The sequence below is a fragment of the Legionella drozanskii LLAP-1 genome, from assembly GCF_001467585.1.
Classification (GTDB): domain Bacteria; phylum Pseudomonadota; class Gammaproteobacteria; order Legionellales; family Legionellaceae; genus Tatlockia; species Tatlockia drozanskii.
The window spans coordinates 75303-99406 of sequence record NZ_LNXY01000003.1 but is presented as its reverse complement, the minus strand read 5'-3'; the positions used below and the strand labels follow the sequence as shown (position 1 = coordinate 99406).

The following is a 24104-nucleotide window of genomic DNA, read 5'->3' as shown; positions in this document are numbered from 1 at the left end:
TTCTCTCTCTCCCTAGATTATTGCCAGTATATGCGCCAACCACCAGTAAGGTAGGTACTTCGATTAAAGAAATAATGTGAACCTTCGGCCACTAAAGCCTGATTTTTAAATATTGGGAAGATAAGTCGACCATGAACTTCCCAGCTTTTTTGTTGTTCCAGGTACGAAGGACCAATATCGTAAAAAAAGCGATTATTCACTTCTTTACTAAAGTCTAGCGAATAAGAGGAATTATAACCGCCAATTTGTTGAAAAGCCCAGAAACCTGTGACTGTAATATTCACAGGTAAGGGAGTAACAACAGTCAAGCCTGAAACTACTAATTGAGTCTTCCATGGCCTGGGAAAATCTACTCTCAGGCCACCAAACCATTGCAAATTGCGTAAGACAAAGACGTTGGTTGAGCCAAAAATACGACTTTCATAAGGAAGTCCATTGTGTTGACGCCCATCATAACTGAGCTGCCAGCCATATTGATTGGGGATGATGTGTTGATATCCCAGTAAAAGGCTATTATTGGGCAGCAAACTTGGGCCGGCTGCAAAGTTACTTTCTATTTGGGCAGTGTTATGAGTGGCAAAAAGGGTAAATCCATCCGTCGCATTCAAGTTACGGAAATAGAATAAATTAATACCATCCGATGAGCGAGGTGGGACAACATAATGACCTTTTGTTAAGCCTAAAATATTTTTTGTGGTTTTATCTAGCGTCTTTAAGTCAGTGAGGGTTTGATTGTTATAGGGATTTAAAGCGAGCGACTCACTTAATACTTGTCTTGCTTTCTTTAATTCATAATTTGTTATCAAAGTTTCACCTAAGCCATTGAGGGCTTCCGTATCAGTTGGTGATTTTCTTAGCATCTGTTGGTAAATCATCATTGCATCACGAACTTGGAATAAACTTCTTAGGGCTCTGGCTTCTCCAAAGAGAGCGGCGCGATCATCCGGTTTTTTAGCTAATATTTGTTGATAAATAACTAAGGCTTTTCTAGGAACTTGTGCCCATTCATAAGTGACTGCTAATTCCATCGCCGGCATCAGATTGCCTGGTTCTGCGGTTTCCATCGCAAATTTAAGCCAGGTTATGGCTGTTTTATACTTATTATTTTTTTTCGCTTCGTAACGAGCGAGTAAACCATGTAGCATCAGGTTTGAAGTCTGGTTAGTGGTGTATCTATCGCAACGAGCTAAAATCGCTTCGATTTGCGCAATAGGTGGATTGGGTTGATTAAGCAAAATTAATCCCTGATCGGCTTCACATAACACAGGTGCTTTAGAAATTGCGGCGAGTTGTTGCTGTCGCATTGTCTCGGAGATTTGTTTTAATGCTAGAGCTGCCTCTTCATTTTTGGGCTGAATTTTGAGACTGTTTTCAAAAAACTGCGTCGCTTGCTTTAAATTATTTTTTGCAAATTCAACCCAGCCAAGCCCATTAATTGCATCGATATCCTGTTGATTTTTTACCAATAATTGCTCGTAAACTAGACTGGCTTGTTCGAAAAGAGATAATCGCCGCAAAACACGACCTTCACCAAGGAGCGCAGCGCGATTATTTTTATCTTGAGTAAGAACTTGGTCATAGACTATCTGCGCCTTTTTAGGTTGGTTAGCCCATTCATAGGTCACCCCTAATTCGAGGGCTGGAGTAAAATTTTTAGGTTCTGCTGACCGCATGGCTTTTTGCAACCAAGATATAGCGTCATCGTAATTTTTAGAACGCTGTGCCTCGTATCGCGCCAATAATCCACGTAGTAAGGCGACTTCCGAGCCTTGTGGTTTTTCTTGTTCACAGAGCTTTATAATCGATTCAATATCATCTAAAGGGGGTGCTTTTTGATTAAGTAATTTAAGCCCCTCATTTATTTTGCAAGCAGAGGTAGGGCTGAGTGGACGTAATTGGGCCTCTCTTATTTGCGAAAGCGCAATGACTGCTTCTTTATTTAAAGGTTGAATGGCTAGAGTATTACGAAAATATTCTATGGCCGCTTGGTAATTGTTTTCTGCAAATTTAAGCCATCCTAGACCATTAAATGCATCGGTATCTTTGGGGTTCTTTTTAAGCAGTGCTTGATAAATATTGAGCGCAGAAGAATATTTTTTCTCTAAGCGATAAACGCGAGCCTGACCTAACAGAGCTGCTCTATTTTCAGGATCCTCATTCAGTATATTGCGATAAATAAGGCTGGCATTCGTTAACTGTTCGGACCATTCGTAAGTAAGGGCTAGCTCTAAGGCGGGTGCATAATCATTTTTAGGCGCTGATTGCATCGCTTTTTTTAACCAGAAAAAGGCATCATTGTAATTTTTATCGGTTTGTGCTTCTTTTCGCGCTAATAAACCCTGTAATAGCTGAGTTTCAGTGTTATCTATTTTATTCAGCGTACAGATATTTAAAATGTTCTTAATTTCTGTGAAAGGAGAATGAGCCTGATTGAGCAGAATTAATCCTTTTGAAACATTGCAGAGCTGGTTTGGGCCCCATTGTTGGGACTGAGTTTGCTTGATTTTATTTAGTGCCAGTAGGGCTTCTTGATTTTCCGGTTGTATTTTTAAGGTTTCTTGGAAAAATTGGGTTGCGCTTATTAAGTCTTTTTCTGCAGTTTTAACCCAACCCATACCATTTAATGCATCAACATCATGCGGACTATTTTTTAATAAATTTTGATAAATAATGGCTGCTGTATTAAATTGAGACTCTAATCTCAGTATTCCGGCTTGACCTAATAAAGCGGCACGATTTTGCGGATCTTGTGACAAAATCTGCTGATATAGTTGCGATGCATTGGCTAATTGATTGGCCATTTTGTAAGTGGTCGCTAACTCTAATCTAATCGATAAATCTTGTGGCGCAGCCGCTCGTGCTTTCTCAAGCCATTGAATAGCTTGCGTATATTGTTTATCTTGCTGTCCTTTTAGGCGGGCAAACAGTCCATGAAGTAATAACACCGAGGGTGAGTTAGGAGATATTTGATCACAAGCCGTTAAAATCATGTCGATTTGTGAAGGAGAAAAAGTTTCTTGATTAATTAAATCTAAGCCTTTAGAAACATCACAAAATACGACTGGTTCTGCATGAACTGTCAGGATAAAAAAGCTTAGTAAGATCAGGTAGATTAGTTTCATAATGCCTTACAAGAAATAGAAGATAATGAATAATCCACAAACAATAATTAAGCTCAGGAGTTGGTATAATAAAAAATGATATTCACGACGTAGGTCTTGAGCTAAGGTTTTATCGAAATCGAAAGGCTTCGCGTCTACAATATGTGGGTATAATCTTCGTTTAGAACTGATTTTTTCTGTTTTATCCCACTTAAGGTTAGGGCGTTTAATTTCCGCAATATAAGCGGCAAGGTTTATTGTGCATAACAAGGGACCATAACCTACAATGGTAAATAGGAAATTAGTAATTCGGGTAGATACCCCAGCGTATTCGAGTCTAAAAACAACCCATGCCCAAAACATACACAGAGCACTCCAGGTTTCCATAAAAAGTAAAACCATTTCATTAAGGCGTTTCGGGTTGGACGAGCCGACTAGGTCACTTAGCTGTTTGAAAAAGAAATCAGGATTCACTGAAATTGCCAGGATAGTTAAGGAAACTAGGCCTGGATAAAGGATGCCTTCAAGCCAAGATAAGCTGGATGTTCTGCGATCCACTAGGATTGAAAAGAGAGTGGTATATAGATAAACAAAAAGGCTCACGGACGCTATATAAAAGAAAATATGAGACGAATGTTCTTTATCAAGGATAAACAAGCCCACTAAGCCAAGAGCAGAAAGAATCATGATGAGGGGAGTTAAAAGGACGCAAAACCAAATAGTACCAAACATTAAATTACCTAAGCGTGATTTTATAGATTTACGAAACCAAACGTCTTTGAAGGCTTTGGTGATTTGTATATTTCCTCTTGCCCAACGAAAACGTTGTTTCCAGACATCGATAGCCGTTTTCGGTTCCTCAGCATAGACATAGGCATTACCTTCAAAAATAACTTTTTTCCCTAATTTTTGGGTAGAAAAAGTAGTATAGGTATCTTCTGCTAAGGTAGAAGTATTAATTTCACCGCCTAAGGCTTCAATATTTTCGCGTGTATGAAGCTGAGCTCCTCCAGCTAAACAGGCAACGACACCTAAAACATTTTGTGCTCTGCGGGCAATGGATTGTGACACTATATATTCGAAGCCAATTGAACGAGTAATGTAATTGGTTTGTCGATTTCCTACTTTAATATAAGCGGTTACTGCACCCACTTCAGGATCAGCTATATGGCGAGCTAATCGACGCAGGGCATCTTTTTTAAACGAAATATCAGCATCAATTAAGAGGAAAGCTTGAGCCCAATCCTCGGAAAGAACCGCTTTTAAACCATAATTCACTGCATGTGCCTTTCCTTTTCCTCCTCCTTCTTTTCGTACATGATAAACATTTTCTGGATATTCTAATTTTTTTAGATCAAGAAGTTCTTGAGTATTATCTGTGCTTCCATCATCAATGATGTAAATTTTTATAGCAGAAAGGGGATAATCCATTTTTAGTAAAATATCGATAGTGTGCTCGAGTACCAAAGCTTCATTCCAGGCTGGAACGACAACAGCGATCTTTGGGCAAAAGTCTTTGCATTTTTGATAATGATTCGAAAAAGCATGCAACCCGGATAAATTATGTTCGATAAAAAACGCAATGACCGGGACTATTCCGGTAAGAGCCATTATGAGGAAGAGGTAATAGAGTACTGAATATAGCCATTCTTTAGAGCTTGAGCTCGATTGCAGTATTTTCTTGCTAGGTAAATTATTTTGTAAGGCTTCTTTTGCTTTTTGAGGCAAAGCGAAGATTGGATCGCTTGGTTTTGAAGATTCAGTAATTAAAGAATAGCTCTTCGCTGCAACAATGGGTGGTTGTGAGCTAGCATAGGTCGTCATCGCCATAAATTGCAGGAGAAAAAGAAGAATAAATTGGCTTATCCAAGCTTCCTTTCTTGAAAAACTAATCATTTATCAAAAAATAGATTGTGTTAGTTTTTGAATCCCCATTATCGTATTCATCGGGCTTTGAATCGATAGCTTGTTGTAAAAAATAGTTTTTTTCATTTTTATCCATAATTGAAGCAGCTCCTTTTATCAAAATCCATCGCCATGCAGGGGTGATGAAGCCATATTCACTATTGATTAATTTTTTTAGGGTTGGGTAAGCATCCTTAAGCCATTGTTTATTTAGTAATTGTGCGGAAATAGCAGTGAAAGGTAGCATTTGAATACCAAAAGTATATTCAAGACCGCAGCGATATTCACTTCCGCATTTCTTAAAAAAGGTGTTTGAATCAATTTTAGCGTCCCATAAATTGCCAACAACCTGATTATGTTCTTTAAATTTTTTATTATAAATTGGGCTGTCATTAGGAATCTGCCAATACATTTGTGCCGACACGATTTCGCGTGCAGTAAGAAATTGAGCCCAATTCAATAACTTCTCATCATGCCGTGCTTGTGCATATAAAGCGATAGCATAATAGGCATTGACTGCTTCGCTGCTTGACTGTTGATTTTGCCCATCCACAAAAGAGGTTAATCCAGAAGCCCATGAATGCCCGGCAAAATCATCTTGAAACCGTTGTTTAGGAAAATAAGGATCTTGATTGTCATTATTTGCATAATCACGAATTAATCCATCAATCCATTCTTTGGGTGAAAAGGAAGCGCTTGGAAGAGGATGATTTATCCATTTGGGATCAAATTTGGCAATCACAGCAAAGGTGTAGACCCAATAGCCATAATGAAAATGATGATCAGTATAATGTCGCGCGCCATAATTATCGACACTGGGTATAATTCCACCCCAGGTGGTATCGTACTCAAAATGCCATCCTGAATGGCCCCGCATTTTTTTTCCTAGTTTTTCTTCAATAAATTGGAGCAATTGCTGTTTTACTTGCTCTTGTTTAAGCAGATTGGCAATCAAAATTAAACGAGCTGCCCGAGCAAATCGTTTACCTGTCATATACGGCCCGTCATCCGGGAAAGGTTGTTGAACTAAATTTTTTGCGTCTGTTAACAAGGCTTTATGTAAATTTCGGCTATCTTCAGTAGATAGGTTTTTGGGTTCTAAAAAAAAGATAGGGGTTTCAGGAAGTTCAATTTTCCGCTGTAACGTTGTTTCTCCTAGCATGAGTCCTTTGATTCCTGCATAGCTTACTAAAGAATGTTGCGGCAGCGAACTTCGTTGATGAGGTAAGGAAAGCATTAATGGTGGCTTATTGTTTTGGGTTAGCCAAGTAAAAGAATAATCACGGGTGGTATAGTCTTGTTGATAGTCAAGCGGGATCGTTTGACTATAGGCATCGAGCGTGGCGATGTCATTTTCTACAGCTGTAGCTGTGTCTTTTTGTAAAACCAATCTTACCCAACCTGAATAAGGTTCCTTTGCTGTTAATTCTTGACCTTGGGGACTAACAATCCAATTAAAAAGAATAGGTTTTTCGCTATAGAGAATCCAGGTTTGAGTGTGTTGTTGATTGAGTGCTTGGATTAATTCAAAACGATTGGCAGCGGCTAAGGGCCCGGCTGTGGTTTGCTGATTAATCGATAACCATTTAAAGGGTGAACTGAGTTTGGGTATGGCATTAATATAAAACTCAGTTAAATAAGGAGAACCTTGGATAAGAGGGGCTGTAATTTTCTGTTGCTGAGCATTTTGCCATTGTAAAACAATTTTAAAGCCATGCTCGGACTCTAGGCCATAACTATCCATTGCTTCCAAAGAGCCGAGTGTTAATTGATTTTCAAATTGATAAAAAAAAGCAGAGACAAGCTCCGGATATGTCGGTTCTGCATAATATCTCGGTCCTGTGTAACTTATACTGATTCCTTTTGCACTAATTTTGGTTTGGTAAGGGAAAACAGTGACTGGGTTGCTTTGGCCCTCTTTAGTGCGGTCCATCATAAAATTAATAAACCAGGCATTAGTTTGAAAGGGTTTTGCGTTATTAAGCCAAAATTGAGAGGGGACTATCGAATTAGTTGTCGTTGGGAAAGCATGTTTAGGATCAGCAGGCTTCGCTCTGCCGTAGTAACTAAGGCTAAGTAGAGAGAGGAAGATGAGAGCCTGGGCAGATGCATTTTTCATAAAATCCCTTTTCATTGGCTAATCCTTTATTTTCGTCGACGTACAATAATGAACAAGGGCACTAATATAGCAATTAAATAAATAAAAATTTGTAAATGAGTGCTTAAATAATAGAGTAAGTTTTTGCCTAGATTAGACATGTAAATTGTTAATCGATGCTTTAAGCTAATGTAGCGATTGTCATAACTATTAAGAATCTCAAAGGATTTATCAGGATTGATGATGGCAATATTGCCATTGAGGTTCATTCGTTTTTTATCACTAACTAAAGCGTTAACTGCAGAAAAAAGAGCAGGATTATTGTCGCCTGTTATCAATAAAACAGCATTGCCCTCACTCCAGGGAGAGGGCATTAATTCCAGCAAGCCTGTAGAAGATCCGCTAGAAATTTGCATTTGTTTTTGTGGTAGTTTCAATAGTCGTGAATTTCCCTGCAATTGTACTGGCATATAATTCAAAGCAAATTTAACCCATGGGTTTGTTGCGGGTGTTCCAAAAAGAATTACATTATGGTTACGAATAAAATCTTCATCGATTTCGTGGCTACTGCGAAAATTAAAAATTATTGGATTAGAGTTAGCTAATTGCCCCATTTTAAAAAATAAATTAGCTAAATTATCTATCCCCTCTTTAGATAGCGACGCGGGTAAAATAACAGTGACTTCGGTGCTAAATGGAACCAGAAGTTGATTTAACATGGCAAGAGGAAAATTATTCAAGAATGAGGTTTCAAATTCGCTTTCTGCATAAATTGTTGCCCAGAGATCATCATAATTTTCACGAGTGCAGAGCTCATTATTAATATGGAGATTAACGAGATATTCTATTTTGTTTATTCCAGGCTTCATCGCACTGGTGTCTATTTCAACCGGCCAAGAAGAATGTTCTTTAGTTAGCCAAAAAGAAGACTGTTTAGAACCATTCACTAAGAGAGTGATTTGCGAATAATTATTACCGGGAAAAATCGGAGCGGTAATAAGTGTTTTAATGGTCGCATAGTGAGGTATTCGATCATTAGGTAGGGGAACATTAAAACTGACCTTGTGTTGTCCTAGCCCTGTAACACTTTGATCCTCATAACCTAAGTCTTTAAAAGTTGTTTTGTACCATTCACCTTCGGATTGGATAATTGGATGAATTTGAACCTGATCAATAATAGCCAATTTTCCAGAAACAATGGCTTTCGATTCTGGGGCTAAAAAAGTAGTGACTGCTTTTTTTAGAGCAGCATAATCGCTTCCGGTAATCGCTAATAAACCATACACCGGATTAAAGGGTGATTGACTGAGTAGAAGAATCCCTGAATGACTGTCTAATGCTTTATTAACGGTTGGATTCTGAGTCAAGCGAGCTAATCCATTATCTGGAAATAAATGCCCAGCAATTCCAATAAGAATTAAATTATTGAGTTTTTGTAGTTCGACACTTTCATTGATATAACCAGTCGATAAATTCACCTTGCTGTTACCTGACCATCGACCCAGTTGTAGAGCTATTTGTAGCAAAGAAAATATTTCTTGTTGGCTAGGGTTTTGCGGCAGAACTAACATTGTTGGAATCGGGTTAATTGTTACCGGATCAATAAAAGGATAGGGTAGTTGCTGTAGTAAACCCTCAAAAGGTACTTCCTCTGTAGTTAGAGTAAGGCTACTTTCCGGTGAGATATAGATCCAAATATTAGGATCACATAAATTTTTTGTACTGACTAAATGAGCTGAGAAGTTCAAGGTTTGCCAATCTTTTGATAACTGTGCCAGTGGTAATTCAATATCCCAGCTTGCTTCTTTACTCGAGGTTGTAGGTAGAGCTAAGCGACGAATAACGGTCTGATTAAACTTAATATCAACTCTTGTTCCGACAGTTAAAAGAGGAGAAAAGTCCATTTTTAAATGTAGTATTGCTTTCTGTGTGTGCAAATGTTTCGCAAGCGGGAGATAAAAGGTGTAACTTGGCTGATATCCATTTAAGGATACAGAACTATCCCAGTTTAATTGTGTAAACGAGTAGTTGGCTGTCATGCTATTTCCTTTAGCAGCGCTTGCTGAATCGGTACTTAAGGGCTGTGTTGTAGCAGCGTTAATGGGCTGAAAAACCGTCACTAATAGCAATAGACTATAAAGAAAGAAACTGTACGTGCTGTGTAATAATCTCATCATCTTTTTATTAATGCACGCATCAACGAATAGTTATTGACTCAGATTACTAGCTTCGATTTACGGAGGCAACATTATTCGTTAGCGATTATAAGATAGATTATTAAATAAAATGCGATGGGAGCTAATCGACATTAAAATACCGAAACTGGTGAGAAAGGTCACCATTGCTGTCCCACCGTAACTGACTAGAGGTAGAGGAACTCCCACAACCGGCAAAATACCCATGACCATTCCCATATTAACAAAGCCAGAAAGGAAAAAAGTCATGGCTAAACTGGCAGCTAAAAGGCGGGTAAAACTGGTTTGAGCATGTCTTGCGATATGCAGTCCTCGCAGGGAGATGAGAATCACTAAAGCAATCAGAATACAACTACCGGCAAAGCCAAACTCTTCGCCACTTACCGCAAAAATAAAATCTGTCGCATGTTCTGGTAAGAAATTAAGATGCGATTGACTCCCCTCAAGCCATCCTTTACCGAAAGCACCACCTGATCCAATTGCGATCTTGGATTGAATGATGTGGTAGCCTGAACCCAGGGGGTCTTGTTCTGGATTAAGTAAAGTGTAGATTCGTTGTTTTTGGTAATCATGCATGACATGCCAAAGTAAAGGGGCCGCAGCGCCAATCACGATTCCAATAAACAGGATGATTCGCATTCCTATTCCAGCTAAGAAAATAACGCACAAGCCGGATGCAACAACCATAATTGCAGTACCTAAGTCAGGCTGTTTAGCAATCAACACAGCAGGAATGAAGATCATTAAGGCTGCCATCAATAACGATTTAAAATCAATAGGAACAGGTTTGCGATCAAAATACCAGGCGGCCATCATTGGAATGGCTAATTTCATTATTTCTGAGGGTTGGAAACGAAATAATCCTAAATCAAGCCAACGCTGGGCCCCCTTACCAATTTTTCCCATTAACATCACTGCGATAAGTAGCACTAAACCCACACCATAAATCCAAGGCGTCCAAGCTTTATATTTATGCGGGGGAATGATAGCAAAAATCATCATAATGCCTAGTGCAAATACTAGTCTGATTGATTGACGAAAAACCATGCTGAGATTCTGATTTGAAGCACTGTAGAGGATTAACATTCCCATCGCGACCAAGGCCAACAGTAAACCTAACAAAGGTAAATCAATATGAATAGATTTAACGGTCAAACGATAAACGGGTCGTGTATGACGTGTTTTCATGACTTAGGTTCGCTTTTTTTGAGTTCAAAATACGCATCCATCACTTTACGAGCGACATTGGATGCTGCTAAATCATTTTCTACCATTACAGCAACTGCAACTTCGGGGTTTTCAACAGGAGCAAAAGCAATAATCAGAGAATGATCTCTTAAATATTCAGGAATATCTTCGTATTTCACCTTGCGAGCTTTTTCATACTGTTTACCCCCAAATACTTGTGCTGTACCTGTTTTTGCAGCGACAGAGTAGGGTGCGGTTCTACCAAAACGATAACCAGTTCCTTCATTGCTGGTGATGACGGCTTGCATTGCTTCGGCAATGATTGTCCAATAATTTTCATCTTTAAGCTTGATAGGATATTCTTCAAGAGTTTTATATTCGTGTGTTTCTTCTCGGTCGCTTTGAATGGATTTATGCAATAAATGCGGCCTAAAACGTCTGCCTTTTTGACTTAATGACGCCGTTGCATTAGCTAGCTGCAGTGGAGAGACTAAGGTAAAACCTTGGCCAATCGAGGTGATAACTGTATCGCCAGGATACCAAGATTGTCCTTTGGTTTGTTTTTTCCAATGCTTGTTAGGCACTAATCCAGGCGCTTCTTCATTCAGATCAATATGAGTTAGTTGACCGAAGCCAAACTGAACTAACATATCTTCAATAGCTGCAATACCCATTTTGTGACCCAAATGATAAAAATAGGTATCACAAGAGACGGTTATGGCACGTTTTAAATTAATAAAACCATGCCCGGTCTTTTTCCAATCGCGATAAGCATGGCTCACACCGGGTAATCTAAACCAACCTGGGTCATGAATGCTATAGCTGGTGTCGACAATTCCTTTTTCTAAACCTGCCAGGCCCATGAAAGGTTTTATGGTTGAAGCAGGTGGATACAAACCTCGCACCGCTCGGTTATAAAGGGGCCTATCACGTGCGGTGGCTAATTTCTTATAGTTCTCGGTGCTGATCCCATTCACGAAAAGATTAGGATCAAAACCAGGTGCGCTAACCATCGCTAAAATATCTCCTCCATGAGTACTTAACACAACTACTGCCCCTCGCTTATCTTTCAATGCCTGGTATGCAACCTGCTGCAATCGTGTATCAATCGTTAAGTATAGTTTTTCGCCGGACACTGGATTTTGCTTGTTAACCACTCTCAAGGTTCGGCCACTGACATCTGTTTCTACTTGTTGATAGCCTACTTCGCCATGCAAAATATCCTCATAAAATTTTTCGATCCCTGACTTGCCGATAAAGTTGGTTGCTCGATAGTTAGTCGGATCAACCTGACGCAGCTCTTGGATATTGATTCGACCGACATAACCAAGTAAATGAGCTGTCGCTTCGCCGAGTGGGTAGTAACGCATGAGTCTGGCTTTAATACTCACACCAGAGAAGCGATATTGATTGCTCGCAAAAATGGCAACTTCTTCTTGGTCTAATTTAAGTTTAAGAGGAATGGGTACGAAGGAGCGATTTTGTTTAGACGCGCGATTAAAATTGTCGATATCCTCATCAGTAATCGATGGAAGAAGAATGCGTAATTGTTTCAAAGTGAGTTTTAGATTTTTGACACGTTCGGGAATAATTTCTAAGACATAGACAGGGATATTTTCAGCTAAGACTATGCCATTTTTGTCGAGAACAATGCCACGAGGAGGAGCAATCGGAATGATACTCATTTGGTTTTTTAGAGAGAGCGTTTCGTATCGTTTAAATTCGGTTATTTGCAGATAGGCTAAACGTAAAATAAGTACCAAAGATAAGATAATTATCAGTATGACAAGTAAATTTAATCGAGAACGATGTAATTGGGCTTCTAATCGATCATTTTTCACGGAATTATTAAATCGCATTTTCTGCAAAATTTAAAATAGAGTTGAGGAAAATAGCCATCTTAGCCTAAAACTTCATTTGTGATAAGGGTGGTTATGTATAATTGACCAAGCTCGGTAAAGTGTCTCTAAGAGAATAATCCGCACAAGCGGGTGTGGTAGAGTGAGTTGGGACAAAGACCAGCGTTCATCAGCTTTCGCTACAATCGAGGGGACTAGTCCTTCTGGTCCGCCAATAAGAAAACATAAATGACTGGTGATTTGTTGCAATTGCTCCAGCTTTAAAGCTAATTTTTCACTGCTAAAAGAACCACCTTCAATCTCTAAAGCAATAATACGCGAGTGTTGTGGAATCGCCGCCGATATTAATGCCGCTTCCTTTTCTAAAATACGCGTTAAATCGCTTGTTTTTCCACGCTTCGCCAATGGAATTTCAATTAAGTTAAACTGAACGAATTCCTGCAATCGTTTTGAAAATTCAGAAGCAGCTTGCTCAACCCAAGAAGGCATTTTATTACCACAAGCAATCAGCGTAACTTTAAGCATAATTTTATTTACTTGGTGGATTAGCTTGCCAAAGTCCTTCAAGATTATAAAAAGCACGACTTTCGGCTTGCATGATGTGTAACACAAAATCGCCAAAATCGATCAAAGCCCAATCACCGGATTCAAGGCCATTTTGGCTAAGGGCCGCTAATCCTACAGCTTTCATCTTTTCAACCACCACATCAGCGATAGCTTTTACATGGCGAGATGAACGTCCATTACAGATAATCATATAATCAGTAACAGAAGTTTGTTGTTTCACATCAATAACGGTCACATCGCTCGCTTGGATATCGTCTAACGATTTTAGTAGTTGATTTAAAAATGATTGTTGCTCGGTCATAAAGTATAAAAATCTTATTCAAAAGGGGTGGATAATAACAGTAAAATTAAAACTCTCAAAGGTTTCTTTCTAAAACCTTCTATAAATGTTGGGCCAAGGGCCTGAGGTATCGTCACTTTTTTTTTGAATAATATTTGGAGCTAAATCCAGTGTTTTACTGAACCGTTCAGCCTGAGGAGGAGCCAGCGACGTCTCGAAGGCCTGTCCTGAGGCACTCGAAGGGGGGCTTTGCATCAAACAAGGCTTCGAGACAGCGCTACGCGCACCCGAGCATCCTGAGGCTCTCGAAGGACTCAGCCCGAACGGATCAAGCTACTAATTGGAGCAACAGCTATTTTTGTTCAAAAAAAAGTGACGATACCTCAGGCCAAGGGCCAAGTCTCCTATCCTGATCATGAAACAAAGCCAACCTACACAGATTTGATAAAAGAAGCTTTTTATTGCTTGTACTACAATGTAGTTATTCCAACTATCATTCTGGAAATGGAGCTCTCTATGGCAGCCAGTTTTGGAAGCGCGATTGAAATACATGACAACCCTGTAAAAAAGAGAATCGTACTAATCTTTCAGGGTGGTGGGGCATTAGGTGCTTTTCAGGCAGGCGTTTATGAAGGGCTTGAGAAGTCACATTATACTCCTAATTGGATAGCGGGGACTTCGATAGGTGCCATCAATGCAGCAATTATTGCAGGAAATGAACCTAAGAATCGATTACCTCGTTTAAAACAATTCTGGGATGCAGTCACTCAACCTGAGGTTTTTAATGCGGGTTATGATTTTCCCGACCCATTGCGTAAATTAGTTGCTGACATGCAGTATCAGCATATCGTTTTATCAGGGATCTCCGTTTTTTTCAAACCTCGCTTAGACTCACTATTTAATATGTATTATGGCCCGTGGAATAGTTTTTACGATACCGAACCATTACGGGCTTTTCTCCAGGAGCTTGTTGATTTTGATTATCTTGCCAAATGTGAAATACGCCTCAGTCTGGGTGCCACTAATATTAATACGGGCAAAATACGCTATTTTGATAGTAAGTTTGAAAAACTTAGACCGGAACATATTATGGCAAGTGGTGCTTTGCCTCCGGCTTTTCCTCCCATTTTAATTGAGGGTGAATATTATTGGGATGGAGGTGTTTATTCCAATACTCCCCTAGCGGTTGTTTTGGATGATAAACCCCGAGTTAGTTCACTTTGTTTTATGGTGGATTTATGGAGTGCTATTGGGGACTTACCTAATAGCATCGATGAGGTGAAAAAAAGAAACCTCGAAATCAATTATAGTAGTCGCTCAGACGAACAGCGATGCCATTTTGAAGATAAACATAATTTACGCCGAGCGATTGGGGCTCTCTATAAGCAGTTACCAAAAGATAAGCAACTATTGCCCGACAATTTAGAACTAGCCTCTCTGGGATGTTTATCCGATTATGATATCGTGCAGCTCGAATATCAGCAAAAAAACTGGGAGTCATCGACTAAGGATGCTGATTTTTCAGCTTACTCAACCAAGGAACGTTGGAGGCAGGGTTTAAAACAGGTACAAAAAGCGCTCAAATCGAAGAAATTTATTAACCCCCACCCACCGCATGTGGGCGTGGCTATCTATCGTGCTGTGGAAGATTAGTACCAACTAATGGCACTTGATTAAAGACGTTGATGTGGTTTCGACTTGATGACGCGATAAAAGTGCCTTTATCGCGCGAAATAAAATGAAACAAACGATTGTTGCGACGATTAAGATATTAAAAAGCGTCGAAAAAGTTTGTGTATAATGTGCCTTTAATTCAAGTAGGGATAAGTTTTCTGTTTTTATTGAAGTTAAAGAAGCAAGCTTTCCGGATAAAAAGCCTCCGATCCCTAAAGATACAAAGAAGATACCCATCATCGTGCTTACTTTTTTGCGACTGGAGAGCACAGTTATTGCCGATAGTCCTACGGGTGAGAGCAATAATTCAGCAATTGAAATCAGTAAATAAGCGGGGATAAAAAATAAAGGAGATAATAGCGCTGCTCCGCTAGAGTTTGCGCAAACTATGGTAATTAAGGCATAGGCAGCAGCCATGAAAACCATTGCGAGCAAGAATTTCTTTCCAGTACGAATCCCGCTTTGAACCAAGGTCAGCTGAGTTTTGCTGCGTGAAAATAAGTAGCCAAAAAGGATCATGCCGATACTTTGAATACCGACATAATAGGGAGGAGGAAAGTTAATTCCAAATAATTTTGGTTCTACAACCCTAGAAATAAAGAGGGTTAAGGACATAAACATTTGAAAATAGAAAGCCCAAAACATAACCGAAATAATGCACAATAAACCGATAACAGCGGTTTGTTTTGCCTGATTTGGTGATTCGCGTCGAATAGAATAGATTAAATAAGCCAACGAGAGTAAAACGACTGCTGCAAAGGCTGAATCGGCAAAGATAGGGAAGTCAAGAATAGAATAAGAAATTAGCCATAATCCAAACATCAAAACGGTTGCCTTAATTAACTTACCCAGCCGATATTCATAGGGATGATAATCAGCTACTTTGTAGCGATAAGTACCAAATGCAAAAACTGCAAAAGCAATAATCATCCCAAAAGCAGCACTAGCAAAAGAAACTGACCAGCCAAAGCGTGCGTTAAGTAGGCTAGGTAAAGTTGTTCCTAAAATGATGCCTGTAGTGATACCCATGTAAAAAATAGTGAAACCACTTTCTCGTTTAGGAGAACCAATGTCGTATTCATTACCCAAAAGAGATGAGATATTGGGTTTTAGCAAGCCTGTCCCCACAGCCACCCCGGCTAATGCAACTGTCAGACCCCAATCGGAGCTTAGTAAAGTGAGTGCTATATAGCTGCAGAATAGGAAAGTTGCTCCCGCAAGAATCGCTCTTTTTTGGCCTAGTAAATGATCTGCAATCCATCCTCCAATCACTGGTGAAAGGTAGGTGAGTGCGGTAAAAGAACCCACTAATGCATAGATCTTATCGTCTTGCCATTTAAAATGCAGTGCAAGATAGAGTGCTAGTAAGGATTGCACAACATAAAATCCATATCTTTCCCACATTTCCGTGGCGAAAAAAACTCTTAATGAAGGGGGATGAGAAGCATGATTAATTAATTCGTTTTGCACAATGATTTCTTAGGTTGGATCCTGGTGTCTATAGTCTATCACACTGAGCTCTTACTTTACATACTGTAGTCTATTAAAACAGATTATATTCTTTCATGGGTATAACCCATAGTGTATGATAGCCCTCATATTCCCAGGACGGAGAAAAAATGCCAATTCTAAACAAAAATCCTCCCCATATCAAAGCAAATCGTGGTACCACGCTTGAAACCAAAAGTTGGCTTACTGAAGCTGTTTTGCGTATGCTCTGCAATAATCTAGATCCAGAGGTTGCTGAGAATCCCGACTCTCTCATTGTATACGGCGGACTTGGTCGCGCCGCTCGTAATTGGCAATCGTTCTACAAAATAATCGAAGTACTTAAAAAACTTGATATAAACCAAACCTTACTCATTCAATCAGGTAAACCGGTCGGTGTATTTACCACTCATGAAGAGGCACCTCGCGTATTAATCGCCAATTCTAATTTAGTGCCACGTTGGGCAACTTGGGAACATTTCAATGAACTCGATAAAAAAGGGTTGATGATGTATGGTCAAATGACCGCCGGCAGTTGGATTTACATTGGTTCACAAGGTATTGTTCAAGGCACCTATGAAACGTTTTCAGCCTGCGCGGAAAAACATTTCGCGGGCGATTTGTCTGGGCGCTGGGTTTTGACTGCCGGCCTTGGTGGAATGGGTGGGGCACAACCACTTGCGGCAACAATGATGGGAGCTAGTATGCTCGCCATTGAATGTGACCCTAGTCGCATCGAAAAGCGTTTAAAAACTCGCTATCTTGATAAATCAACTAATGATCTCGACGAAGCATTAGCCTGGATAGAAGAGTCCTGTAAAAAGAAGAGTCCATTATCCGTAGGTCTCTTAGGAAATGCCGCCGAAATCTATCCGGAACTACTCCGGCGTAATATTAAGCCCTCTTTAATCACTGATCAAACGAGTGCTCATGATCCTCTAAATGGCTACCTACCGAAGGGATGGTCCTTAGAAAAAGCTAAAGAATTAAGGCAAACATCTCCTGAGGAGGTTGTGGCTGCTGCGAAAGCTTCAATAGCCGAGCAAGTCCAGGCTATGCTTGGATTTCAACGCCTAGGTATCCCTGTTTTCGATTACGGCAATAATATTCGCCAAATGGCTTTTGAATCGGGTGTAAAAGAGGCCTTTGCTATTCCTGGATTTGTCCCCGAGTATATTCGTCCTTTATTTTGCGAAGGCATTGGCCCTTTTCGTTGGGTTGCTTTATCTGGTGATCCTGAAGATATCTATGCCACAGATGAAAAAGTGAAGGAATTAATGCCGGAAAATAAACATTTACATCGCTGGCTTGAAATGGCGCGCGAAAAAATCGTTTTTCAAGGACTTCCCGCAAGAATTTGCTGGGTAGGTTTAAAAGATCGCGCCCGTTTGGCTTTGGCATTTAATGAAATGGTTAAAAAAGGTGAGGTAAAAGCCCCCATCGTTATTGGTAGGGATCATCTTGATTCAGGATCTGTCGCGAGCCCAAATCGCGAAACGGAAGCCATGCTAGATGGCAGTGATGCTGTATCGGACTGGCCTCTATTAAACGCGCTATTAAATTGCGCTAGCGGAGCAACTTGGGTCAGTTTACATCATGGCGGAGGCGTTGGAATGGGTTTTTCACAACATGCAGGGGTCGTTATCGTTGCGGATGGTACAGATAAAGCGGGGGCACGCCTTAGCCGGGTTCTCCATAACGACCCAGCAACAGGAGTCATGCGCCATGCTGATGCGGGATATGAGCTTGCTAAACAATGCGCTAGAGAAAATAATTTATGGTTACCCATGGAGTTAATTGGAGAGCCCAAATGACCGAACTATTTACTCTGCTACCTGGTCAATTGAGCTTGCAGACTATTAAATACCTATTAAGAGAGAAAAAAAATTGCGTATTAGACGATAGCGCTGGGGCAGTGATTGAAGCATCTTGTAACATTGTTCGCGGAGTGCTTGAAAGCAAAAAAACTGTTTATGGAATTAATACAGGCTTTGGCTCACTGGCTTGTCAACGCATTTCTTCCGAACATTTACAACAGCTGCAGCGAAACATCGTACTCTCCCATGCTTGCGGAGCAGGTGAATTACTTGCGGATGAAATGGTTGCATTGATCTTGCTGCTCAAAATTAATAGCTTGGCCCAAGGTTATTCAGGGGTGAGAAGAGAACTTATCGATGCCCTAACTATCCTTTACAACAAAGGAATTTATCCCTGTATTCCTGCTAAAGGCTCTGTCGGAGCGTCAGGTGATTTAGTTCCTTTAGCTCATCTTTCATTACCCTTAATAGGCGAGGGTGAGGTGCGATATCAAGGCAAAATAATGAGTGCCGAAGAAGGATTAAAAATCGCTGAAATAAGACCGCTAGAGCTTGCCCCAAAGGAAGGTTTAGCCTTGTTGAATGGTCTCCAGCCTTCAGCAGCAATTGCTATGATTGCTTTTTTTAAAGCTGAATTGTTGTTTGAAGCGGCTGTCTTAGCGGGTGGGCTATCTGTTGATGCGGCTTGTGGTAGCGATGTTCCTTTTGATGACCGTATCCATTTGGCGCGTGGCCATCAGGCGCAACGTGACGTGGCGGCAATGTATCGCGAGTTATTAGCTGACAGTCCTATTCGAGAATCGCATCGTCATTGTAATCGTGTGCAAGATCCTTATTCTTTAAGATGTCAACCACAGATTATGGGTGCAGTTTTAAATCAAATGCGTTTTGTCGGCGAAACACTGCAAGTTGAGGCGAATTCAATTTCTGATAATCCCTTAGTCTTTGTTGAGCAAGAAGATATTCTTTCTGGCGGTAATTTTCATGGGGAAATGATCGCCATGGCTGCTGATAATCTTGCTCTTGCCATCGCTGAAATAGGCGCTAACTCCGAACGGCGTATTGCGTTATTAATTGATAAAAATTTTAGCGGCTTACCTGCATTTTTAGTTAAAGATGGAGGTTTAAATTCAGGATTTATGATTCCTCATGTGACAGCAGCTTCTTGTGCTAGCGACAATAAAGCCCTTGCACATCCGCATAGCGTAGATAGTCTTCCTACTTCTGCAAATCAAGAAGATCATGTCTCAATGGCCACCAATGCTGCAAGACGCTTGCATAATATGGTTGATAATACAGCAACAATACTTGCTATCGAATTATTGGCAGCCTGTCAGGGTTTAGAGTTTCATAAGCCTTTAACCACTTCACCAAAATTAGAAGCAGTTTATACTAAAGTAAGAGCTTTTGTTGATCCCTATACCACGGATCGTTATTTTTCACCGGATATAGCTATCATCAAACAAAAAATCCTTGACGGTGATTTTGCATTAGAACATTAATGCTATGAGATTATGAACTGATTAAAGGAGGAATCATGAGCCAGGTAATATTTATTACAGGAGCAAGCCGTGGAATAGGTCGAGCCATTGCTCATAAATTCGCAGGCATGAAAGCTTGTATTGTTGTGGCCGCTAAAACTGATACGCCTCATCCGACCTTGGAAGGAACAATACATAGCGTTGCCAAAGAAATTGAAGAACTCGGTGGACAGGCCTTGCCTTTGGTGGTCGATGTGCGAGATGAAGAGCAAATTCATAAAGCGATTGAAAAGACCATAAAGCAGTTCGGTGGCTTGGATATTTTGATTAACAATGCGAGTGCTATTAGCTTAACAGATACACTTTCAACGCAAATGAAACGTTATGATCTTATGCAATCAGTCAATGCCCGCGCTACTTTTGCTTGTTCACAAGCAGCGATTCCTCATCTTAAAAAATCCAAAAATCCGCACATCCTCACCTTATCTCCTCCACTGACAATGAATCCAAAATGGTTTGCCCCTAATCTTGCTTATGCAATAAGTAAATATGGAATGAGTATGTGCACTTTAGGGTTAGCTGAAGAGTTGAGGGAATATGGAGTAGCGGTCAATTCATTATGGCCGAAAACAACGATTGCAACCGCTGCGGTTCGTGTTAATTTCCCTGAGCTATGCAAGGCGAGCAGAAAACCGGAAATCGTTGCTGATGCAGCGTATTGGATCTTATCGCAGCCCTCACAATCGATTACTGGGAATTTTTTTATTGATGAAGATCTGTTAGCGAAAACTGGCGTTAGAGATTTTTCAGTGTATGCTATCGACCCAACAATTAAGCCATTCAACGATTTATTCTTATGACGATCGAAATTTATACAGATGGTGCTTGTAAAGGCAATCCAGGTCCTGGTGGATGGGGTGCTTTACTCCGCTTTAACGGACATGAAAAAACACTCAACGGCAGTGAACTTCAGACAACCAATAATCGGATGGAGCTTACTGCTGCAATTAAAGCCCTAGCTGCTTTAAATCGACCCTGTGTTGTCAATTTGTTTACAGATTCGCAATATTTACGACTTGGAATGACAGAATGGCTAAGCCAATGGAAAAAAAAAGGTTGGCGAAACTCAAAAAAGGAACCAGTTAAAAATGCGGATTTATGGCAACAGTTAGATGAGTTGGCGAGTAAACATACTATCGTTTGGCATTGGGTAAAAGGACATTCTGGACATCCTGAAAATGAACAAGCGGATGCTCTCGCTAATCAAGCTATTGAGGAGCTTTTAAAGATCTCGTGATTGGCCTCGCTGTCTAAGCTTTAGAGATTCGCGTAAGTTGATCTGCGACAATCGGATTGACATTCAGTCCAGATCTAAGCCAATATTCGTGGTTTAAATCAAGCAATAGGTTTTTCGATGCGGCAGGTTGTCTTAGATACAGAAACAACAGGGATTGGCCATGAATTAGGTCATCGAATCATTGAAATTGGTTGTATTGAGTTAGTAGACAGAAAACTCACCAATAATCTTTTTCATGTCTATTTAAATCCCCAACGATCTGTCGATGAAGGTGCTTTTCGCGTTCATGGCATCAGCACAGAGTTTTTGCAAGATAAACCTTTATTTCAAGACATTGCAAATAATTTAATTGAATTCATTGATGGTGCTGAATTAATTATCCACAATGCACCATTTGATATTGGCTTTTTAGATGCTGAATTAAAGCGGATTAATTCCAGTTTTCAAATTAAAACTCGCTGTTCGGTTTGCGATACTCTTGTTTTGGCGAAAGAAAAACACCCAGGTCAGCGTAATAATTTGGACGCACTTTGTAAACGCTATGAAATAGATAATTCTAATCGTACTCTTCATGGTGCTTTACTTGACTCGGAAATACTAGCCTCTGTTTATTTAGCTATGACAGGAGGGCAGACAAATTTATTCGAAGATGCGGCCGAACTTATCGCTAATTCTGAAATTGTTGTTAACCAACAAACTGAACAGTTGGTTAGTGGTTCACCAGTCCTCACGGCGAATCCGGAAGAATTACAACGTCATGAAGAGTTTATTAAGTTTTTGATTAAAAAATCAGGATCTAATCTTTGGGATACGGAGTGAAGGTTCAATATCACCAATCCCAATTTTCCACATCAATAATGCTATTTAACGCTTCCTCGCGTTAATCGCTGTTTAGAGTACTTAAAAAAATTTGAAATGTATAAATTTTGTCCTATAGTTAGAATCAGGAGTCCTAACAACAGGAACAATCATGGAAGGAATGAAACCTCAAAAACTAGGTTATTTAGCTGTTCTTGGTTTTAGTTTTCTCTTCGCCGGTATTGAACAATCGGCCAGTGCTGCATCAATCGATGTGGGTTCGCCGAAAATGGTTCTTGCCTCTAATACGTTTATCTTTAATCCGCGTACCCTAAGCTGGAAAGCCGTCAAAGATGGTAAGGTTATTCGTAGCGGAAAAGCAATTGGTGGTAGTAAATATTGCAAAGATATTGGACGCTCTTGTAGAACGCCTTCTGGTACCTATACTGTATTTAGCAAGGGAGGAGCAAGTTGTCGTTCTAGCCGATATCCAGTTGGCAAAGGTGGAGCAAAGATGCCTTACTGCATGTTCTTCTCGACAAACTATGCGGTCCATGGTTCTTATGAATTGCCTAATTATAATGCGAGCCATGGTTGTATTCGGGTAAGTCCTGATGCAGCTCGATGGCTAAATAACAATTTTATGCATATCGGCTCTACCGTGGTAGTAAAACCCTATTAAGATTTTGTCATGGAAGAAGAGAAGTCCAGTTGGCTTCTCTCTTTCAAGATGTAGGGTTGTTATTCCTCAAACTCATCATCATCCCCCATACTAAAGGATGAACCGCAGCCGCAAGTGGTTTTTGCATTAGGATTACGAATGACGAATTGCGCGCCTTGAATATTTTCGACGTAGTCAATTTCTGCATCATTTAGATATTGAAAACTCATAGAGTCAACTAATAATTTAACTGACAATTGACCATTTGAGCAGGTTTGCTCAACTATAGTGTCATCTTCTTGAATTTTTTCATCGAAGGTGAATCCATATTGAAATCCTGAGCATCCTCCGCCAGTTACAAATACGCGGAGATTTAAGCTAGGATTTTCTTCTTCGGCGATTAAAGAAGCAACTTTGTCTGCTGCATTCACTGAAAAATAAATGCCTGCAGAAGCAGGGGAAGCATTGATTGCACTCATAAAAACTCCCGATTAAAAATCATACTCAGTGAGCCAAAGGTTGAATACACACTGAACTTAAAATGGATGTATATTGATATTGTACAATATTATCGAATAATTTGTTCTATTGTAGCACCACCTAGACAGAGATTTTTATCGTAAAAAACCACGTATTGCCCAGGAGTTACCGCTCTTTGAAAACTTGAAAACATCACATAATGCTGATTATCGTTTTCAGGTGAAATCATGCAAGCTTGTTCTGGCTGGCGATAGCGTGTTTTTGCATAGCAAGTTAGAGGTAAATTATTTTTACAATCTTCTGCTAACCAGTGAATTTTACTACAGATAAGACCCTGAGCATAAAGCATCGGATGACTATTACCTTGAGCGACAATTAGCGTGTTGGTTTTGAGATCTTTATCGACCACATACCAGGGATCTTCACTAGCTTCTTGCCGTCCACCAATGCCAAGACCTTGGCGTTGGCCTAAGGTATAATACATCAGCCCATCATGACGACCTAAATATTGACCCTCGGCGCTTTTAATATCACCTGGTTTGGCTAAAATAAATTCTTTTAAGAAATTCTTAAACCGTTTTTCGCCAATAAAACAAATTCCGGTAGAGTCTTTTTTATCATGGGTGACTAAGCCTAAGTCTTTTGCAAATTCTCGAATCTGCGTTTTTAAATAATCACCGATAGGAAATAGGGTTTTAGTTAATGCTTCCGGATCAACCGCGTTTAGAAAATAGGTTTGATCTTTTTCCCTATCTTTGGCTTTAAAAAGCTGGCCATTCTTAACCCTCGCATAATGCCCAGTGGCTATATAATCAGCGCCTAACTGCAAAGCATGATTTAGAAACGCGTTAAATTTAATTTCCTTATTGCAGAGCACATCGGGGTTAGGTGTACGTCCTTGCTCATACTCGCTTAAAAAATGAGCAAACACGCGATCCCAGTATTCTTGAGAAAAATTAACGGTATGCAAAGGAATTTTTAACTGCTGACATACTGCTTGGGCATCGGCTAAATCAAGGGCGGCAGGACAATATTCATCGCTATCGTCTTGTTCCCAATTCTTCATAAATAGACCTTCGACCTGATATCCTTCCTCGCGTAGAAGCCAGGCTGCAACCGATGAATCGACCCCTCCAGACATCCCAACAATAACTTTAGCTTTCATGAAATAACAATATGTATAAAAAAAAATCTATTTTACGTTATAATAGGGGA

General features: G+C 40.0%; 18 protein-coding genes. 7 read left to right on the top strand and 11 right to left on the bottom strand.

What is annotated here, in order from left to right:
* Positions 1-17 precede the first annotated feature (17 nt).
* From Ldro_RS01550 to rsfS, 8 genes are all read right to left on the bottom strand, one after another.
* Complete coding sequence (locus Ldro_RS01550) at positions 18-3122, bottom strand: tetratricopeptide repeat protein (protein WP_058494668.1); 3105 nt, start codon at positions 3120-3122, stop codon at positions 18-20.
* Positions 3123-3128: 6 nt separating this feature from the next.
* Positions 3129-4997 (bottom strand): glycosyltransferase family 2 protein, encoded by a 1869-nt coding sequence (locus Ldro_RS01545; RefSeq protein ID WP_058494667.1) that lies wholly within the window; start codon positions 4995-4997, stop codon positions 3129-3131.
* Positions 4990-7140, bottom strand: coding sequence for a glycosyl hydrolase (locus tag Ldro_RS01540; protein WP_058494666.1), 2151 nt, complete (start codon positions 7138-7140; stop codon positions 4990-4992). Before Ldro_RS01540 ends, Ldro_RS01545 begins: the two co-directional genes overlap by 8 nt.
* A gap of 11 nt (positions 7141-7151) precedes the next feature.
* The gene (locus Ldro_RS01535) at positions 7152-9143 is read right to left on the bottom strand and encodes a cellulose biosynthesis cyclic di-GMP-binding regulatory protein BcsB (RefSeq protein WP_058494665.1); all 1992 of its coding nucleotides are present in this window, start codon (positions 9141-9143) and stop codon (positions 7152-7154) included.
* Between the two features lie 216 nt (positions 9144-9359).
* Entirely contained in the window at positions 9360-10487 is a 1128-nt protein-coding gene (gene rodA, locus Ldro_RS01530; RefSeq protein ID WP_058494664.1) for a rod shape-determining protein RodA, read from the bottom strand.
* A complete protein-coding gene (gene mrdA, locus Ldro_RS01525) occupies positions 10484-12346 on the bottom strand; it encodes a penicillin-binding protein 2 (protein WP_058494663.1) in 1863 nt (620 codons plus the stop codon). The genes rodA and mrdA overlap by 4 nt, the downstream gene beginning before the upstream one ends.
* A 54-nt stretch (positions 12347-12400) precedes the next feature.
* Positions 12401-12871: a 23S rRNA (pseudouridine(1915)-N(3))-methyltransferase RlmH gene (gene rlmH, locus Ldro_RS01520; protein WP_058494662.1), complete on the bottom strand. Its 471-nt coding sequence runs from the start codon at positions 12869-12871 to the stop codon at positions 12401-12403.
* 4 nt (positions 12872-12875) lie between these two features.
* Complete coding sequence (gene rsfS, locus Ldro_RS01515) at positions 12876-13214, bottom strand: ribosome silencing factor (protein ID WP_058494661.1); 339 nt, start codon at positions 13212-13214, stop codon at positions 12876-12878.
* Positions 13215-13709: 495 nt separating this feature from the next.
* Between rsfS and Ldro_RS01510 the strand changes: the two genes are divergently transcribed.
* A complete protein-coding gene (locus tag Ldro_RS01510; protein WP_065235888.1) occupies positions 13710-14846 on the top strand; it encodes a patatin-like phospholipase family protein in 1137 nt (378 codons plus the stop codon).
* Between the two features lie 6 nt (positions 14847-14852).
* Here Ldro_RS01510 and Ldro_RS01505 read toward each other — a convergent pair whose 3' ends face one another.
* Complete coding sequence (locus tag Ldro_RS01505) at positions 14853-16337, bottom strand: peptide MFS transporter (protein WP_058494659.1); 1485 nt, start codon at positions 16335-16337, stop codon at positions 14853-14855.
* A 149-nt stretch (positions 16338-16486) separates the two neighbouring features.
* Here Ldro_RS01505 and hutU point away from each other — a divergent pair, with 149 nt between their 5' ends.
* From hutU to Ldro_RS01475, 6 genes are all read left to right on the top strand, one after another.
* Positions 16487-18169 carry a urocanate hydratase gene (hutU, locus tag Ldro_RS01500; RefSeq protein ID WP_058494658.1) on the top strand — a complete coding sequence of 561 codons (1683 nt, stop codon included), beginning with the start codon at positions 16487-16489 and terminating at the stop codon, positions 18167-18169.
* Complete coding sequence (gene hutH / locus Ldro_RS01495; RefSeq protein WP_058494657.1) at positions 18166-19674, top strand: histidine ammonia-lyase; 1509 nt, start codon at positions 18166-18168, stop codon at positions 19672-19674. The genes hutU and hutH overlap by 4 nt, the downstream gene beginning before the upstream one ends.
* 35 nt (positions 19675-19709) lie before the next feature.
* Complete coding sequence (locus Ldro_RS01490; protein ID WP_058494656.1) at positions 19710-20513, top strand: SDR family oxidoreductase; 804 nt, start codon at positions 19710-19712, stop codon at positions 20511-20513.
* Positions 20510-20950 carry a ribonuclease HI gene (rnhA, locus tag Ldro_RS01485; RefSeq protein WP_058494655.1) on the top strand — a complete coding sequence of 147 codons (441 nt, stop codon included), beginning with the start codon at positions 20510-20512 and terminating at the stop codon, positions 20948-20950. The genes Ldro_RS01490 and rnhA overlap by 4 nt, the downstream gene beginning before the upstream one ends.
* A gap of 117 nt (positions 20951-21067) precedes the next feature.
* A complete protein-coding gene (dnaQ, locus tag Ldro_RS01480; protein WP_058494654.1) occupies positions 21068-21769 on the top strand; it encodes a DNA polymerase III subunit epsilon in 702 nt (233 codons plus the stop codon).
* A 151-nt stretch (positions 21770-21920) separates the two neighbouring features.
* A complete protein-coding gene (locus tag Ldro_RS01475; RefSeq protein ID WP_058494653.1) occupies positions 21921-22430 on the top strand; it encodes a L,D-transpeptidase in 510 nt (169 codons plus the stop codon).
* Positions 22431-22489: 59 nt separating this feature from the next.
* On the opposite strand, the gene erpA is transcribed toward Ldro_RS01475, so the two are convergent.
* A complete protein-coding gene (gene erpA, locus Ldro_RS01470) occupies positions 22490-22888 on the bottom strand; it encodes an iron-sulfur cluster insertion protein ErpA (RefSeq protein WP_058494652.1) in 399 nt (132 codons plus the stop codon).
* Between the two features lie 89 nt (positions 22889-22977).
* On the bottom strand, positions 22978-24054 hold the full coding sequence (gene mnmA / locus Ldro_RS01465; RefSeq protein WP_058494651.1) for a tRNA 2-thiouridine(34) synthase MnmA: 1077 nt from the start codon (positions 24052-24054) through the stop codon (positions 22978-22980).
* Positions 24055-24104: the final 50 nt, after the last annotated feature.

What these genes read in the sequence shown, in the direction of transcription:
- Ldro_RS01550 (WP_058494668.1), bottom strand. Translation starts at nt 3,122, where the DNA reads ATGAAACTAATCTACCTGATCTTACTAAGCTTTTTTATCCTGACAGTT.
- Ldro_RS01490 (WP_058494656.1), top strand. Translation starts at nt 19,710, where the DNA reads ATGAGCCAGGTAATATTTATTACAGGAGCAAGCCGTGGAATAGGTCGA.
- Ldro_RS01535 (WP_058494665.1), bottom strand. Translation starts at nt 9,143, where the DNA reads ATGACAGCCAACTACTCGTTTACACAATTAAACTGGGATAGTTCTGTA.
- rnhA (WP_058494655.1), top strand. Translation starts at nt 20,510, where the DNA reads ATGACGATCGAAATTTATACAGATGGTGCTTGTAAAGGCAATCCAGGT.
- rlmH (WP_058494662.1), bottom strand. Translation starts at nt 12,871, where the DNA reads ATGCTTAAAGTTACGCTGATTGCTTGTGGTAATAAAATGCCTTCTTGG.
- Ldro_RS01540 (WP_058494666.1), bottom strand. Translation starts at nt 7,140, where the DNA reads ATGAAAAGGGATTTTATGAAAAATGCATCTGCCCAGGCTCTCATCTTC.
- Ldro_RS01545 (WP_058494667.1), bottom strand. Translation starts at nt 4,997, where the DNA reads ATGATTAGTTTTTCAAGAAAGGAAGCTTGGATAAGCCAATTTATTCTT.
- hutH (WP_058494657.1), top strand. Translation starts at nt 18,166, where the DNA reads ATGACCGAACTATTTACTCTGCTACCTGGTCAATTGAGCTTGCAGACT.
- dnaQ (WP_058494654.1), top strand. Translation starts at nt 21,068, where the DNA reads ATGCGGCAGGTTGTCTTAGATACAGAAACAACAGGGATTGGCCATGAA.
- hutU (WP_058494658.1), top strand. Translation starts at nt 16,487, where the DNA reads ATGCCAATTCTAAACAAAAATCCTCCCCATATCAAAGCAAATCGTGGT.
- Ldro_RS01475 (WP_058494653.1), top strand. Translation starts at nt 21,921, where the DNA reads ATGGAAGGAATGAAACCTCAAAAACTAGGTTATTTAGCTGTTCTTGGT.
- rodA (WP_058494664.1), bottom strand. Translation starts at nt 10,487, where the DNA reads ATGAAAACACGTCATACACGACCCGTTTATCGTTTGACCGTTAAATCT.
- erpA (WP_058494652.1), bottom strand. Translation starts at nt 22,888, where the DNA reads ATGAGTGCAATCAATGCTTCCCCTGCTTCTGCAGGCATTTATTTTTCA.
- mrdA (WP_058494663.1), bottom strand. Translation starts at nt 12,346, where the DNA reads ATGCGATTTAATAATTCCGTGAAAAATGATCGATTAGAAGCCCAATTA.
- mnmA (WP_058494651.1), bottom strand. Translation starts at nt 24,054, where the DNA reads ATGAAAGCTAAAGTTATTGTTGGGATGTCTGGAGGGGTCGATTCATCG.
- rsfS (WP_058494661.1), bottom strand. Translation starts at nt 13,214, where the DNA reads ATGACCGAGCAACAATCATTTTTAAATCAACTACTAAAATCGTTAGAC.
- Ldro_RS01510 (WP_065235888.1), top strand. Translation starts at nt 13,710, where the DNA reads ATGGCAGCCAGTTTTGGAAGCGCGATTGAAATACATGACAACCCTGTA.